Below are 15,486 nucleotides of genomic sequence, written 5' to 3'. Positions count from 1 at the left end.
GGGTGCGTGATGCAACGACTGGCGATCCTGACCATGCTGGCCTCGGTTCTGGCGGTGGCGGGCTGTAACGAGAATACCGGCTGGAATCCGAATTACAGCGCGATCCGCAACGGGACGCCCTATGCGGCCTATTTGCAGAAGCGTGAGGTCGCATTGGTCGGGCAGGGTCCTGTTCCGCAGGTGATCCCGGTCCAACTGCCTGCCAACGCCCCTTCGGTTCTGGATCTGGGTGCAACGCCGACCTCGACCACGCCCGCCAAGGCCGTTCTGGTCGAGGGCAGCCGCGCGCCTGTCACCACCACTGGCCCCTATGCCGGGACCACGCCGGTTCTGGTGAAATACGCTCATCAGGAACAGCAAAATCCCGGCACGTCGCTTTACAAGCGGACCGGCGGTTCGGTCGCGCAATCGGCGCGGCTGTGCAGCAACTATCCTTCGGTCGATGCGGCGCAGCGCGGCTTCATCGCCAATGGTGGGCCGCTTCTGGACCCGCGTGGCATGGACCCGGACGGGGACGGCTTCGTCTGTGGCTGGGACCCGCGCCCGGTCAGGCAGTCGAACGGGCTTTGAGCCCTTCGCCCAATCACGGCGACCGGCGCGGGCAGCGCCCGGAACTGGTCGTCCTGCACTATACCGGCATGGCGGATGGGCCATCGGCCCGGGCGCGTCTATGCGACCCGGAAGCCGAGGTCAGCGCCCATTGGCTGATCCATGAGGACGGCGCGACCGAGGCCTTGGTCCCCGAGGATCGCCGGGCTTGGCATGCCGGGGCTGGAAGCTGGCAGGGGCGTGAGGATGTGAACTCGCGTTCCATCGGGATTGAGTTGGTCAATCCCGGCGACCGGCCCTTTCCCGAACCTCAGATGGCGGCTTTGGAAGCATTGTTGCCTTTGATCATGGCGCGCTGGGATATTCCGGCCGCCGCGATCATCGCTCATTCCGACATGGCCCCGGATCGCAAGATCGATCCCGGTCCGCGTTTCGACTGGCGCAGGTTGGCCTTGCAGGGGCTGGCCGACTGGCCGAAAGCGCCGGGACCGGACCTGCCGCTAACCGCCAGCCTGACCGCCATCGGCTATCCCGACAACCCGGTTGCGCTGTCGGCCTTTCGCCTGCGCTTCCGTCCCTGGGCCGATGGCCCCGAGGATGCCACCGACCGCTGCTTGGCTGCGGGTCTGGCGGCTCAGCGGTAAAGTGCCGCGATCCTTCGGGCCTCGTCCTGCAAGCCATAGGGCGGGTTCAGCACGAACATTCCCGAGCCAACCATGCCGTGACCGGGCCGTGCAGGCGGGAAACGCACCTCTGAGAGCAGTGCCTCGGGGTGATCCTTCATCAAGGCGCGGACCATCGGGGCCTGCCGGTCATCGATCAGGATCGGATACCACAGCGCGATGACGCCGACGTTCCATTTGCGATGCAGCAGCCCGATCTGGCGGGGAACCGCGTCGTAATCGGCCTTGACCTCATAGCTGGGGTCGATCAGCAGCAGCCCGCGACGCGGCATCGGCGGGCAAACCGCCTGCGCCATCGCAAAGCCGTCCTGCTTGTGCAGATAGGCAAAGCCACCGACGCGGGACAGGGCCTCATGCTCGGCCGGGTGCAGCTCGGCCAGATGGGCATTGTCCTCGGGGCGCAGGAAGTAGCGCGCGATCAGCGGTGAGCCGGGATAGGCATTCGGCCCGTGCATATGGCGGATCTGCTCCAGCGCGGCTTGCAGCGGGTGATCCTGGGGCAGCCAGTTTTCGGCCAGCGCCCGGGTGATGCCGGCGCGTGCTTCCCCGGTCTTTTCCGATTCCGGGCCGGACAGGTCGTAAAGACCGCGCCCGGCATGGGTTTCGATATAGCTCAGGGCTTTTGGCTTGGCGGTCAGGTAATCCAGCATCCACGCAAGCAGCGCGTGCTTGTGCAGGTCGGCCAGATTCCCGGCGTGATAGGCGTGCTGATAGGACAACATGTCCCGGCAATATCCGTCTTGTGCAGAAATGAAAAGCGGCGGTGCCCAGGGAGGAGGAGGGGCACCGCCGCGTAACGCCGGCCCAGGGAGGAGGAGGGGCCGCGTATGGGGTGCGGTCCATGGCAGGGAGGAGGAGCCATCGACCGCGAGCAGACGACCCAGGGAGGAGGAGGGGCCGTCGCATTCGAATTTCCCGAACGGTGGTTTTTCGGCGGCACCCTCAGGGAGGAGGAGGAGGGTGCCGCCTGAACCGCGAAGCCCAGGGAGGAGGAGGGGCTTCACCGTATAAGGTCGGCGACACCCTCAGGGAGGAGGAGGAGGGTGTCGCCTGAACTGCAAGGCCCAGGGAGGAGGAGGGGCCCTACGGTATAGGATAGGTGGCACCCTCAGGGAGGAGGAGGAGAGTGCCACCTGAACTGCAAGGCCCAGGGAGGAGGAGGGGCCTTACGGTATAAGGTCGGTGGCACCCTCAGGGAGGAGGAGGAGGGTGCCACCTGAACTGCGAAGCCCAGGGAGGAGGAGGGGCTTCACGGTATTAGGGCGGCGACATCCTCAAGGGAGGAGGAGGAGAGGATGCCGCCTGAACCCGGACCCAAGGGAGGAGGAGAGGGTCGGGTATTCTATTCTTTTATTTCGACCCCCAGGCGGCTTCGTAAGCCACGCTGCGGATCATCGAGCGGTTGATCCCCAGATCGGCAAGCTCGCGACCGGTCAGGTCGTTCAGCTCGCGCACGGTCTGGCGAAACAGCGCCCGGCGAGAGAAGTAATCGCGCAGATCGGCCAGAAGGTTCCCGAAACGTCCTTCGGCAACTTCGTTTTTGCGAGCCGCGCCTTGGTTCAGTTCGATAACAGCCATATCAACCACTCTTACATCGTGTGAACTTCGGAAAAGCCCGTCGTTCTGTTAGGGCGAACATGCTCTTTCTGCTGCAAATGCACAAGAGACGGGGGCGTGATGCTGCTATGCAGAAACGGAATGGCTTTCGATTAACGGGGTCGCAAATCCTTCATAACTATTAACTTTTTCTGAAGTCATTGGTTCAGTATCAACGAAACCATGATAATCCGGCGCAAGTTGCGCTAGGTTTCAGTGGGTTATCACGACCAATCGGGCCGTGCTTGCCGAGGACAGTCAAAATTGACATGCTGCGGACGCTTTGAATTCCGGGGGTCGAAATGACGATATCACGAGAACGTGTGCTTTCCGAACTGCAACAGATCGCGGTTCCGGGAGGTGGAAATCTGGTTTCGGCCGACCTCGTGCGCGCACTTTCCATTGAAAACGGCACGGTTCGATTCGTCATCGAGGCCGCCGATGCCGATGCCGCCCGCGCCATGGCGCCTGTCGAGGCCGAGGCCGAACGCCGGTTGCGGGCGATTCCCGGTGTCGAAAAGGTGCAGATCGTCATGACTGCCCCCGCCGGGCCGCGCCGTGCGCCCCCTGCCGGGGCCGAAGTCGTTGCGCGCTCTGGTCAGGGTGAGCCGCCGCCCAGTCTCAAGATCGGTCGCCACCCGACCCCCCAGGCCGGTCCCGCGCCGGTCAGCGGCGTTGCCCGCATTCTTGCCATCGGTTCGGGCAAGGGCGGCGTTGGCAAATCGACGCTGACCTCGAACCTCGCGGTGGCGCTGGCGCGCGCCGGGCGCCGGGTGGGCTTGCTGGATGCCGATATCTACGGTCCCTCGCAGCCGCGCATGCTGGGTCTGACCGGGCAGCGCCCGACCAGCGAGGGCGACATGATCCAGCCTTTGCATGCCCATGGCGTCACCGTCATGTCGCTGGGTCTGATGATGAAGGAAGGCGAGGCCGTGGTCTGGCGCGGCCCGATGCTGATGGGCGCGCTGCAGCAGATGCTGGGTCAGGTGAATTGGGGCGAGCTGGACGTGCTGCTGGTCGACCTGCCGCCCGGCACCGGCGATGTGCAACTGACGCTGTGCCAGAAGGCGCAGGTCAGCGGCGCGATCATCGTCTCGACCCCTCAGGACGTGGCGCTGATCGATGCCCGCCGTGCCATCGACATGTTCAACAAGCTGAAGACGCCGGTTCTGGGTCTGGTCGAGAACATGTCCACCTATATCTGCCCGAATTGCGGCCATGAGGCGCATCTGTTCGGTCATGGCGGCGTCGCCGCCGAGGCGCAGCAGTTGGGCCTGCCTTTCCTGGGTGAGATTCCGCTGAACCTTGAGGTGCGTCTGGCGGGCGATGGCGGCACGCCGATCGCGGCGACGGACGGCCCGGTCTCGGACGCTTTCACGCGTCTGGCACAGCGGCTGATTGGCGGCGGGATGGCCTGAGGCTGATTCGCCCATAGGTAGAATAAGGCAAGGGGCCCGGCGCGGCCCCTTTGTCATGCCCGACATCCGGGATCAGCGGCTGGGAATTCACGGGAATGAGGTGGGAATCACGAATCACCGTGGCGTGAGCCAATGTGAGTTGTCGGAATTTACCGCGAATCCCGAAGCGCGCAGCCGGCCCTGATAACGGCTATCCCGGCGCTTGGCAGCCCGTTTCATCCGCTTTCTGGGAAAATGTGGGATTTTTGCCGCAGCTATTTTTAACTACCATATGTAGTGGTCTGGTCTCGCAAGAATTCCAAACCTTCCATTTGTGAATCTGAGGTGACAATTCGTTCCCCCGGATTCGACGGGCGGAACCCCGCCAAGACAGGGTTTCGCGCCAAACAAACCCATTGCGTCCCATGCAATCCCATGTCATCCCTTTCATCACGGAAACGGGCTTCAAGGGGCAACAAGACCCCGAAGGCGACAAGCAGGCTTCATACAGGCAACCCGCTTCCGAAACGGCCCTGTGGCGCGCGAGCAGCACCTCCCCCAGGTGGCGCAAACACAGGATCGATCCCCGAAACTACGGGGCCCAGAGATGGGAACGAGGGCGGCGGATCGGGCAGTGGCAGCAGCCCGATCCGCCCTTTCCATTTTCAGAAGACCGGAAAGGTCGGGACAGTGGAAGGAGTGCGGGCCAGTGGCGCGCAGCAGGTTCAGAGGATCCGAGGAGGTCAAGGTCGACGCGAAAGGTCGCGTTTCGATCCCGGCCAAGTTCCGGCGGGTCTTTGAAGCCTGTGACGACGACTGGGGCACCGGCAAGCGGGCGCGTCTGGTCATCGTGTTCGGTACCCGCGACTGGAAACATCTTCAGCTTTTCACCATGCAGGCGATGGAAGAGATCGATCAGCAGATCTCGGAACTTCCGCGCGGCAGTGCCGAACGCAACCTGCTTGAAAACATCTATTACGGACATGCGGAAGAAACCGAGATCGACAATGACGGTCGTCTTGTGCTGCCGCAGAAGCTGCGCGACAGGATCGGCCTGAGCGACAGCGCCTTCTTCATCTCATCGGGTGACAGCCTCAAGGTCTGGAGCCCCACGAATTACGAAGCGCAGGAGAGCGCCCTGGAAGACCTCGTCCCCAATTTCGAACCGGGCGCCGACCCGCTTTCCCTGCTGTCCTCAGCACCCAAGGCTGAGGCCTAGGATGTCGAGCGTGGATGATCCTCATATCTCGGTTCTGCTTGGCCCGCTTCTGCGGGCAGTGGCACCTGTCTCCGGCACTTGGGTCGATGGCACTTTCGGCGCGGGCGGCTATGCGCGCGGGCTTCTGGCACAGGGCGCGGACAAGGTCATCGGCATCGACCGCGATCCTTCGGTGTTCAGCATGGCGCAAGAATGGGCCGGGGAATATGGCGACCGCCTGAAGCTGGTCGAGGGCACGTTTTCCGACCTCGATGCACTGGCGGGTGAGCAGGTCGATGGCGTCGTGCTGGATCTGGGCGTCAGCTCGATGCAGCTGGATCAGGCCGAGCGCGGTTTCTCGTTCATGCGCGACGGGCCGCTGGACATGCGGATGGGCGGCGACGGGCCGACGGCGGCCGATCTGCTGAACACCATGCCCGAGCAGGTCATCGCCGATGTGCTGTATCTGTACGGGGAAGAGCGCGCCTCGCGCCGGATCGCCAAGGCCATCGTGGCCGCGCGCCCGCTGAGCCGCACCGGGCAGCTTTCGGATATTGTCGGTGGCTGCCTGCCGCGCCCCAAGCCCGGCCAAAGCCATCCCTCGACCCGCACCTTTCAGGCGATCCGCATCTGGGTGAATGACGAATTCGGCCAGTTGGTCGCGGGCCTGTCGGCGGCCGAGCGCGCGCTTCGTCCCGGTGGCAAGCTGGCCGTGGTCAGCTTCCATTCGCTTGAGGACCGGATCGTCAAGCGCTTCATGCAGACACGCTCGAACAGCGCCGGGGGTGGCAGCCGTCATGCGCCCGAGGTGGCGCAGGACGAAGCGGCCTTTACCCTGCCGTTCCGCCGCGCCATCGGCCCGGATGACGCCGAACTGGCCGCCAACCCGCGTTCGCGCTCGGCGCTGCTGCGGGTCGGGATCAGGACAACGGCCCCCGCGGGTCGGGTCGATTCCCAGATGCTGGGCCTGCCCCGGCTGAGTGAAAGGGGGGTCTGATGCGCTCGGTCCTGTATCTGCTGACAACCTTGGCAGTGATGGGAATGGCGTTCTGGGCCTATCGCGAGAATTACAGCACGCAGGCTGCGCTGACCGAAATGGGATCGGTCCAGCGCGAGATCGCCACGCTCCGCGAGGATCTGGGCGTGCTGCGCGCTGAATGGGCCTTTTTGAACCGGCCCGACCGGCTGCAGGATCTGGTCAACCTGAACTTCGACAAGCTCAAGCTGATGCCCTTTGATTCCAGCCAGTATGTCGATGTGGTGCAGGTCAGCTTTCCCAAACCGAAACCGGCGGCCGCGCCGCTTGATCCGCTGGGGCTGCTCACCAGCCCGGACAATGTGCCCGTCGAACGTCCCGCGGGCTTCCCGCCCATCAGACCACAGGAGAGGACGCCATGATCCGCACCCCCCTGCGACCTCTGGCGCGCATCCTTCGCGCCCGCGAAACCGGCGAAAATCCCGACGCGATCGAGGCCGAGAACCTCGCCCAGCGTCACGCGGTCATTCAGGACGGGGCGCGGAACCGCGCGCAGGGCCGGCTGTTCATCATGGCGATGGCCTTTGTCGCGGCCTTCGCCACCGTGGGGATCCGCATGGGCGCGATGGCTGCCAGCCAGCCCAGTGAGCCACGTGCGCAGGCGACAGGCGCGCAGATCATCTCACAGCGGGCGGACATCACCGACCGTCATGGCCGCGTGCTGGCGACGAACCTGCTGACCCATTCGCTTTATGCCCATCCCCGGCAGATGGTCGATCCCAATGCTGCCGCCGAAAAACTGGCTGCGATCTTTCCCGACCTGAAGGCCGAGCGGTTGAAAGAGGATTTCTCGGGCAAGCGCAGTTTCCTGTGGATCAAGAAAAAGATCTCGCCCGAGCAGATGCAGGCCGTCCATGACATTGGCGAGCCGGGCCTGCTGTTCGGCCCGCGCGAGATGCGCCTTTACCCCAATGGCCGCATCGCCAGCCACATCCTTGGCGGCTCGACCTTTGGCAAGGAAGACGTGGCCAGCGCCGAGGTGGTCGGCGTCGCCGGCGTCGAGAAGGCCTTTGATCGCTGGCTGCGCGACCCGGCCAATGACGGCGCACCGCTCAGCCTGTCGGTGGACCTGACCGTGCAGGCCGCGATGGAGGAGATGCTGTCGAACGGCATGAAGGTCATGCAGGCCAAGGGTGCCACCGGCATCCTGATGGAGGTCAAGACTGGCGAAATCGTCGCCATGGCCAGCCTGCCGGATTTCGACCCGAATGACCGTCCGCGTCCGCTGCTGACCGGCGACCCGTCGGACAGCCCGCTGTTCAATCGCGCGGTGCAGGGCCAGTATGAGCTTGGCTCGACCTTCAAGATTTTCCCGGTGGCGCAGGCGCTGGACCTGAAGCTGGTCAACGCCAACACGATGATCAACGCCAATGCCCCGATGCGGATCGGGAAATACCTGATCAACGAATTCCGCAATCACAATTACGGCACATTGTCGGTCACGGACATCATCGTGAAATCCTCGAACGTGGGGACGGTGCGGGTTGCACAACTGCTGGGGGCCGAGCGTCAGCGCGATTTCCTTGAGCGTCTGGGCTTCTTCGAGCCGACCCCGGTTGAGATGAGCGAGGCCCCGACCGGCAAGCCGCTGGTGCCCAAGCGTTGGCCCGCAGTTACCTCGGCCACGGTGTCCTTCGGCCACGGTCTGGCCGCCAGCCCGCTGCATCTGGCCACCGCCTATGCCACCATCGCCAATGGCGGCAAGCGCGTCTCGCCGACCTTGGTGCATGAGCGGAGCCGTAAGGAGGGCGAGCAGGTCCTGTCGCCGCAGGCCGCGCAGACCGCCGTGCAATTGCTGCGTCAGGTCGTCGTCCGGGGCAGCGGTCGCAGCGCCAATGTCGAGGGCTACGAGGTTGCCGGCAAGACCGGTACCGCCGACAAGCCGCGCCCCACGGGTGGCTATTACAAGAACAAGGTGGTTTCGACCTTTGCCTCGGTCTTCCCGGCCAGCAACCCGGAATATGTGCTGGTGGTGTCACTGGATGAGCCGACTTCGACCGGTGCGGGTGGCGAAAGCCGCACCGCCGGCGCGACCTCGGCCCCCGTTGCCGGAGAGATGGTTCGTCGCCTCGCGCCGCTTCTGGGCCTGCGCCCGATCACCGAGACCCCGCTTCCCGTGGTTGAACGCCCGCTGGCGGATGGGATAAAGCTCGTCTCGAACTGAGAAACGAGGTTTCCGTGACTGACCGGGCCATGCGACTGTCCCTTCTGGGGCTACGAGGGGACAAGGGGCGCGACCCCGATGTGACGGGAATCAGCGTCGATTCACGCGAGACAAGGCCCGGACATCTGTTCGCGGCCCTGCCGGGATCGGCACGTCACGGGGGCGAGTTCATCCAATATGCGCTGCGACAGGGGGCAGGCGCGATCCTGACCGACCGTCAGGGCGCGGACATTGCCGCGGCCGAACTGGCTGCATCCGACGCCGCGCTGGTCGTGGCCGAAGACCCGCGCGCGGCGCTGGCAGGGGCTGCGGCCCTGTGGTTCGCGGCTCAGCCGGAAACCATGGTCGGAATCACCGGCACCTCGGGCAAGACCTCGGTTGCGACCTTCACCCGGCAGATCTGGCAGGAGTTGGGGCATAAGGCGATCAGCCTTGGCACGATGGGGGTGCAGGGCGACTATCAGGCGAAACTGGCGCATACGACGCCCGATCCCCTGACCCTTCACCGTGTTCTGGCCGAGGCCGCAGCGGCGGGGGTCACCCATGCCGCGATGGAGGCAAGTTCCCACGGGCTGGACCAACGGCGTCTGGACGGGGTCAGGCTGAAGGCCGGTGGTTTCACCAACTTCAGCCAGGACCATCTGGATTACCACAAGGACTTCGACGACTACTTCTCTGCCAAGGCTTTGCTTTTCAACCATATTCTTGATGAAGGCGCAGGCGCGGTCATCAATATCGACGATCCGCGCGGCCGCCAGATTACCCAGATCGCGCGGGATCGCGGGCTGGCCCTGACCACGGTTGGCCGCGACGGCGCGGCGGATCTGCGCATTCTTGGTCAGCGCTATGACGCGACCGGGCAGGATCTGCGCTTCAGCTGGCAGGGACAGGCGCATCTGATCCGCCTGTCGCTGATCGGCGGTTTTCAGGCCGAAAACGTGCTGGCCGCCGCTGGGCTGGTGATCGCAGCGGGCGATGATCCGTCGCGGGTCTTTGACACGCTGCCGCAACTGACCACCGTGCGTGGCCGGATGGAGCTGGCCGCGATGCGCGACAATGGCGCCGCGGTGTTTGTCGATTACAGCCACAAGCCGGGGGCATTGGCCTCGGCACTGCAATCCCTGCGTCCGCATGTGATGGGCCGCATCATCGTGGTCTTTGGCGCGGGCGGCGATCGTGATCGCCTGAAACGTCCGCTGATGGGCGAGGCGGCGCGTGAATTCGCCGATCTGGTCTTTGTCACCGACGACAACCCGCGCAGCGAAGACCCGGCCGCGATCCGCGCCGAGGTCATGGCCGGTGCAGGCCCCGAGGCCATCGAGGTCGGCGACCGGGCCGAGGCGATCCTGCGCGGTGTCGATGCCCTGCAACCCGGCGATGCGCTGTTGATCGCGGGCAAGGGTCACGAGACCGGCCAGATCATCGGCAATGACATTTATCCCTTTGATGACGCAGAGCAGGCCTCGGTTGCCGTGGCGGCGCTGGATGGCAAGATATGACGCTTTGGACTTCGCAGGACGCGGTTGCCGCAACCGGGGGCCGCGCCACCCGTGATTTCGTGATCACCGGCGTCTCCATCGATACCCGGACCATCCAACCCGGCGATCTGTTCGTGGCGCTGGCCGCCGCGCGGGATGGGCATGATTTCGTGGCGCAGGCGCTGGAAAAGGGCGCGGGCGCGGCTTTGGTCAGCCGCATCCCCGAAGGCGTCGCGGATGACGCCGCCTTGCTGGTCGTGCCCGATGTGCTTGAGGCGCTTGAGGCGCTTGGCCGCGCCGGTCGCGCGCGCATGCAGGGCAAGGTCATTGCCATCACCGGTTCGGTGGGCAAGACTTCGACCAAGGAAATGGCCCGCATCGCGCTGGCCGGGCAGGGGCGCATCCACGCCGCTGAGGCCAGCTACAACAACCATTGGGGCGTGCCGCTGACGCTGGCCCGCATGCCCGCAGACACCGATTTCGCCATTATCGAGATCGGCATGAACCATCCCGGCGAGATTGAGCCTCTGGCCCGTCTGGCCCGCCCGCATGTCGCCATGATCACCACCGTCGCCGCCGCCCATCTTGAGGCTTTCGGCGCGATCGAGGGCATCGCCCACGAAAAGGGCGCGATCTTCCGGGGGCTGCTGCAACCCGGCACGGCCATCGTCCCCGAGGATCTGCCCGTGACCCAGATCCTGCGCGATTGTGCCGACGATTCGGGGGCCATCGTCATCGGCTTTGGTCAGCAGGGCATGGCCCGCCCGATCAAGGCCGAGACGGTCGACGGCGTGACGCAGGTTCGGGCGCGGGTGCTGGGCGAGACGATCGATTTCACCCTGGCCAGCGCCGGCACGCATTTCGTGATGAACGCGGTTGGTGTGCTGGCGGCACTGGGGGCCGCAGGGGCCGATGTTGCGGTCGCTGCCAAGGCGCTGTCCGACTGGCGCCCGCCGCTGGGCCGCGGCGCGGTCGAGGATCTGGACGGTCTGCGCCTGATCGACGACGCCTATAACTCCAACCCGACCTCGCTTTCGGCCGGACTGGCAACGCTGGCTCGGCTGACCGGGGGGCGCCGCGTGGCGATTCTTGGCGACATGCTGGAGCTTGGCCCCGATGAGATCGCCATGCATCGCGGCATGGCGGAGGATCCGGCCATGGCCTCGGTCGATGTGGTCCATACCGCCGGGCCGCGCATGCGTGCCCTGCACGACGCCCTGCCCGAGGCGCGCCGCGGTATCCATGCCGAAACCGCATCAGAGCTGGCCGCGCGGGTCGGGGAGCTGGTAGGCCTCGGCGATATCGTGCTGGTCAAGGGCTCGAAATCCTCGAAAGTCTCGACAGTGGTTGACGCCCTGCGGCGGACGCGGCAAAGCACGCCGCCTGGCGAAAGGAACAAGTAATGCTTTACTGGCTTGCGTCCCTCTCTGACGGCGGTGATTTTTTTAACCTTTTCAGGTATATCACCTTCAGGGCGGGCGGCGCTTTCTTCACGGCGCTGATCTTTGGATTTTTCTTCGGCCGACCTCTGATCGACCTGTTGCGTCGCAAGCAGAAAAAGGGCCAGCCGATCCGCGACGATGGCCCGCAGAACCACTTCTCCAAGGCCGGGACCCCGACCATGGGCGGGTTGCTGATTCTGGCGGCGCTGGCCGTCGGCACGCTGCTTTGGGCACGGCTGGACAATGGTTATGTCTGGATCGTGCTGCTGGTGACGCTGGGCTTCGCGGCGATCGGCTTTGCCGATGACTATGCCAAGGTCACCAAGCAGCACCATGCCGGGTTGTCGGGCCGGGTGCGGCTGTTGATCGGGCTGTGCATCTCGGCGGGCGCTGCAGTGGCTGCGGCCTATCTGCATCCGCCGGCGCTAAGCGGCCAGCTGGCGCTGCCCTTCATGAAGGACGCGCTGCTGAACCTGTCGATCCTGTATGTGCCGTTCTGCGTTCTGGTGATTCTGGGTGCCGCCAATGCGGTGAACCTGACCGACGGTCTGGACGGGCTGGCGATCATGCCGGTGATGATTGCGGCGGCCAGCTTTGCCATCATCGCCTATATGGTCGGGAACGCGAATTTCGCAAATTACCTGGGCGTGCATTTCGTGCCGGGCACGGGTGAGTTGGCGGTCTTTGTCGCGGCGCTGATCGGCGGGGGCCTGGGCTTCCTTTGGTACAACGCGCCGCCTGCGGCGGTGTTCATGGGTGATACCGGCTCGCTGGCTTTGGGTGGTGCGCTTGGTGCCATCGCTGTCGTGACCAAGCACGAGATCGTGCTGGCGATCGTCGGCGGGCTGTTCGTGGTCGAGGCGCTGTCGGTGATCATTCAGGTGCTGTATTTCAAGCGCACCGGAAAGCGGGTCTTCCTGATGGCCCCCATCCACCACCACTTCGAAAAGAAAGGCTGGGGCGAGGCCCAGATCGTGATCCGCTTCTGGATCATCGCGCTGATCCTCGCGCTGATCGGGTTGGCAACGCTGAAACTGCGCTAAGCCCCTCGTTGCGGTGCGCTCAAGCGCACCCTACGATGCCGCGAATGTTCCGTAGGGTGCGCTTCAGCGCACCGTCCCTGAGGTGAAGAATGATCCCCGTCCAAGGCATCGAAAACCAGACCATCGCCGTGCTCGGCCTTGGCCGCTCCGGCCGCGCCACCGCCGCAGCCCTTGCCGAGGGCGGAGCCAAAGTCGTTGTCTGGGACGATGGCGCCGATACCCGCGCTCAGGCCGAGACCGATGGCCTGACCGTCCTCGACCTGACTCGCGACGCGAACTGGGATGGCGTCTCTGCCCTGATCACCAGCCCCGGCATCCCGCATCTTTACCCGAAGCCCCACCCGGTCATTGCCAAGGCCTATGAGCTTGGCGTGCCGGTGGACAATGATATCGGCCTGTTCTTCCGCAGCTTTGCGACCCGCGACTGGGACCAGTTCGACACGGCCCCCCGCGTCATCGCCATCACCGGCTCGAACGGCAAGTCGACCACCACCGCGCTGATCCATCACATCCTGAAGGAAGCCGGTCGCCCGACCCAGATCGGCGGCAATATCGGGACCGGTGTCCTGTCCCTGGAACCGGCCATCGATGGCGAGGTGGTTGTGCTCGAACTGTCCAGCTACCAGACCGACCTTGCCCGCGCGCTGACCCCGGACATCGCGGTCTTCACCAATCTCTCGCCCGACCATCTGGACCGCCACGGTGGCCCCGGTGGTTATTTCGCGGCCAAGCGTCGCCTGTTTGCCGAAGGTGGCCCCGACCGCGCCGTGATCGGCGTCGATGAGGTCGAGGGGCGCTACCTTGCCGACCAACTGGCCATGGGGCCGGCTGACGACCGCGTCATCCGCATCTCCTCGGGGCAAAAGCTTGAACGCTTCGGTTGGTCGGTCTTTGCCCGCAAGGGCTTCCTGTCGGAATACCGCAAGGGCCGTCAGGTCGCATCATTGGACCTGCGCGAGGTGACGGGCCTTCCGGGCGAGCACAACCACCAGAACGCCGCTGCTGCCTATGCCGCGACCCGCGCCGTGGGCATTGCCCCGCGCGAGATCGAGCGCGCCTTCCACAGCTTCACCGGCCTTCCGCATCGCAGCCAGACCATCGCCGAAATCGACGGTGTCCGCTGGGTCAATGACAGCAAGGCGACCAATGTCGATGCCGCGGCCAAGGCGCTGACCGCCTTCCAGAACATCCGCTGGATCGCTGGTGGCATGGGCAAGGACGGCGGGATCGAGGCACTGGCGCCGCATCTGGGCCAGGTGGTCAAGGCCTATCTGATCGGCCATTCCGCCCGCGATTTCGCCTTGCAGATCGGCCAGACCCCTTACGAAATCGCGGAAACCATGGATCAGGCCGTCGCCCGCGCGCGCGCCGAGGCCCAGCCGGGTGAAACCGTGCTGCTCGCCCCCGCCGCCGCCAGCTTCGACCAGTATCCCAATTTCGAAAAACGCGGAGAGCATTTCACCGCGCTGGTGCAGGCGCTGAAGCCCTGATTTCTTCGTTTCCTAAATACCCGCCACGGCATCGCGACCGGGCGCAGCGATAAATATGAAAAGGCCCCGGCGCGAACCGGGGCCTTCTTTATTCATGTCCGGGCAGGGATCAGAACGAATAGCCGACGCGGATACCCGCACCCCAAAGCTCGTTGTCATCGGTCTTGCCGACTTCGGTCTTGTTGCCGGAATAGCCGACGCCCAGATCCGCATCACCCAGCTTGGAGTAGTTGATCCCGGTCGAGATCTTGATGTTGTCGATCGTATAGATCGCGGCAACCTGGATGCCCTTGCGCCCGTCATAGGGTGCCAGCGGCGAGATCAGCCCGCCCACGCTTGGCTCATAGATGAAGGCGACCGAACCCGACCAGTTCTCGTTGAACTTGCGGCCCACGCCGATGGTGTAGGTGGTGGTGTCTTCCAGCTCGACCAGCGGGATTTCCCCAAGCGGGGTCACGATCGGGAACAGGAAGTTGTCGACCTTGAATTCCGACCATTTCACCCAGCGGATCGAGCCGAACAGCAGCGTGTCCGCAGCCACGCCGGTCTGACCTTCCAAGGTCCAGCTGCGCGGCGTGGTGACCTCGTACGTGCCATCCATGGTTACCGGCAGCGGGCCGCCGCTTTCGCTCTGGTCGAAGTCGTGGTCGATCTGCGAGTTATAGGTCAGCGAGACCCGCGCGGCATATTCCGGGATCTCATAGGCAACGCCTGCGACCCAGCCCATGCCCCATGCGCCGTCGATGTCCAGGTTGTAGCCCGCAGTCGACTGATAGCCTGCGCCGTCCAGCGTCACGCCGCCATCGGCATGCGAGGCGCGGATACCGCCATGGACCGAGAAATTGTTCTGGAACTTGTAGCGCAGCACGGCGGTATAGGTGGTCGAGTTCACCTCGACCCGCGTGCCGCCCAGAACCGGCGAACCGCCATCGGTCGCCAGCGGGTAGCGCAGGTCCGAACCGAAGGGCTGCTCCATGATGAAGGCGCCCGACAGGTTTTCGGTGAACTGGTGCTTGTAGGCGAGGCCATAGAAGCCATAGCCCTGCGCCACGTCTCCGGTCTTGAAGCCCAGAATGTCATGGCCCTGAACGGTCGGGTTGACGCCACCAAAGCTCAGTTCGGCATAATTCCCATTTTCGAACAGAACGGCCAGCGACTGCGGTGCGCGCTCGATTCCCCCTGCCAGTGCCGGGGCCGTGCTGATCAGCAACAGGCCCAGCCCGGTCATCGTGTTTTTCATGTCTTCCTCCCATGCGTGGCCCGTGCGGGGGCCTCAATCGAGCATTTCGCAAGCTTTCCGTTCACGTCAATCTTATCGGGCAGTTGACGCGACGTCGCACCCCCCATTCACATCCTAAGAGTGTGACTGCGGCGCACATACAACAGCCTTTGGAGGGCCGCCGATGCGGC

At 64.5% G+C, this 15,486-nt stretch carries 14 protein-coding genes; 11 read left to right on the top strand and 3 right to left on the bottom strand.

Annotated elements, in window-relative coordinates; translation table 11 throughout:
- Positions 1-9 precede the first annotated feature (9 nt).
- Positions 10-570, top strand: a complete 561-nt coding sequence (locus GL300_RS04035; protein WP_155038261.1) for a hypothetical protein — start codon at positions 10-12, stop codon at positions 568-570.
- A complete protein-coding gene (locus GL300_RS04030) occupies positions 567-1,193 on the top strand; it encodes an N-acetylmuramoyl-L-alanine amidase (protein ID WP_155038260.1) in 627 nt (208 codons plus the stop codon). The genes GL300_RS04035 and GL300_RS04030 overlap by 4 nt, the downstream gene beginning before the upstream one ends.
- Here GL300_RS04030 and rlmJ read toward each other — a convergent pair.
- Both rlmJ and GL300_RS04020 read right to left on the bottom strand, forming a co-directional pair.
- Positions 1,184-1,954 carry a 23S rRNA (adenine(2030)-N(6))-methyltransferase RlmJ gene (gene rlmJ / locus GL300_RS04025; RefSeq protein ID WP_155038259.1) on the bottom strand — a complete coding sequence of 257 codons (771 nt, stop codon included), beginning with the start codon at positions 1,952-1,954 and terminating at the stop codon, positions 1,184-1,186. The genes GL300_RS04030 and rlmJ overlap by 10 nt on opposite strands.
- Positions 1,955-2,582: 628 nt before the next feature.
- A complete protein-coding gene (locus GL300_RS04020) occupies positions 2,583-2,810 on the bottom strand; it encodes a DUF1127 domain-containing protein (protein ID WP_155038258.1) in 228 nt (75 codons plus the stop codon).
- A gap of 320 nt (positions 2,811-3,130) precedes the next feature.
- Here GL300_RS04020 and GL300_RS04015 point away from each other — a divergent pair, with 320 nt between their 5' ends.
- From GL300_RS04015 to murD, 9 genes are all read left to right on the top strand, one after another.
- Positions 3,131-4,246 (top strand): Mrp/NBP35 family ATP-binding protein, encoded by a 1,116-nt coding sequence (locus GL300_RS04015; protein ID WP_155038257.1) that lies wholly within the window; start codon positions 3,131-3,133, stop codon positions 4,244-4,246.
- Between the two features lie 688 nt (positions 4,247-4,934).
- The gene (mraZ, locus tag GL300_RS04010) at positions 4,935-5,444 is read left to right on the top strand and encodes a division/cell wall cluster transcriptional repressor MraZ (protein ID WP_192335638.1); all 510 of its coding nucleotides are present in this window, start codon (positions 4,935-4,937) and stop codon (positions 5,442-5,444) included.
- A gap of 1 nt (position 5,445) precedes the next feature.
- Complete coding sequence (gene rsmH, locus GL300_RS04005) at positions 5,446-6,420, top strand: 16S rRNA (cytosine(1402)-N(4))-methyltransferase RsmH (protein ID WP_155038256.1); 975 nt, start codon at positions 5,446-5,448, stop codon at positions 6,418-6,420.
- Positions 6,420-6,821 (top strand): cell division protein FtsL, encoded by a 402-nt coding sequence (gene ftsL, locus GL300_RS04000; RefSeq protein WP_155038255.1) that lies wholly within the window; start codon positions 6,420-6,422, stop codon positions 6,819-6,821. Before rsmH ends, ftsL begins: the two co-directional genes overlap by 1 nt.
- A complete protein-coding gene (locus GL300_RS03995) occupies positions 6,818-8,623 on the top strand; it encodes a peptidoglycan D,D-transpeptidase FtsI family protein (protein ID WP_155038254.1) in 1,806 nt (601 codons plus the stop codon). The genes ftsL and GL300_RS03995 overlap by 4 nt, the downstream gene beginning before the upstream one ends.
- Before the next feature lie 29 nt (positions 8,624-8,652).
- Positions 8,653-10,122 (top strand): UDP-N-acetylmuramoyl-L-alanyl-D-glutamate--2,6-diaminopimelate ligase, encoded by a 1,470-nt coding sequence (locus GL300_RS03990; protein WP_155038253.1) that lies wholly within the window; start codon positions 8,653-8,655, stop codon positions 10,120-10,122.
- On the top strand, positions 10,119-11,504 hold the full coding sequence (locus GL300_RS03985) for a UDP-N-acetylmuramoyl-tripeptide--D-alanyl-D-alanine ligase (protein ID WP_155038252.1): 1,386 nt from the start codon (positions 10,119-10,121) through the stop codon (positions 11,502-11,504). Before GL300_RS03990 ends, GL300_RS03985 begins: the two co-directional genes overlap by 4 nt.
- Positions 11,504-12,586, top strand: coding sequence for a phospho-N-acetylmuramoyl-pentapeptide-transferase (gene mraY / locus GL300_RS03980; protein WP_155038251.1), 1,083 nt, complete (start codon positions 11,504-11,506; stop codon positions 12,584-12,586). Before GL300_RS03985 ends, mraY begins: the two co-directional genes overlap by 1 nt.
- Before the next feature lie 89 nt (positions 12,587-12,675).
- Complete coding sequence (gene murD, locus GL300_RS03975; RefSeq protein WP_155038250.1) at positions 12,676-14,076, top strand: UDP-N-acetylmuramoyl-L-alanine--D-glutamate ligase; 1,401 nt, start codon at positions 12,676-12,678, stop codon at positions 14,074-14,076.
- 109 nt (positions 14,077-14,185) lie between these two features.
- On the opposite strand, the gene GL300_RS03970 is transcribed toward murD, so the two are convergent.
- The gene (locus tag GL300_RS03970) at positions 14,186-15,316 is read right to left on the bottom strand and encodes an OmpP1/FadL family transporter (RefSeq protein ID WP_155038249.1); all 1,131 of its coding nucleotides are present in this window, start codon (positions 15,314-15,316) and stop codon (positions 14,186-14,188) included.
- Positions 15,317-15,486: the final 170 nt, after the last annotated feature.

It is taken from the genome of Paracoccus litorisediminis (assembly GCF_009711205.1).
Classification (GTDB): domain Bacteria; phylum Pseudomonadota; class Alphaproteobacteria; order Rhodobacterales; family Rhodobacteraceae; genus Paracoccus; species Paracoccus litorisediminis.
Note: the sequence above shows the minus strand (reverse complement) of the source record. Positions and strands in the feature narration are given on the sequence as shown.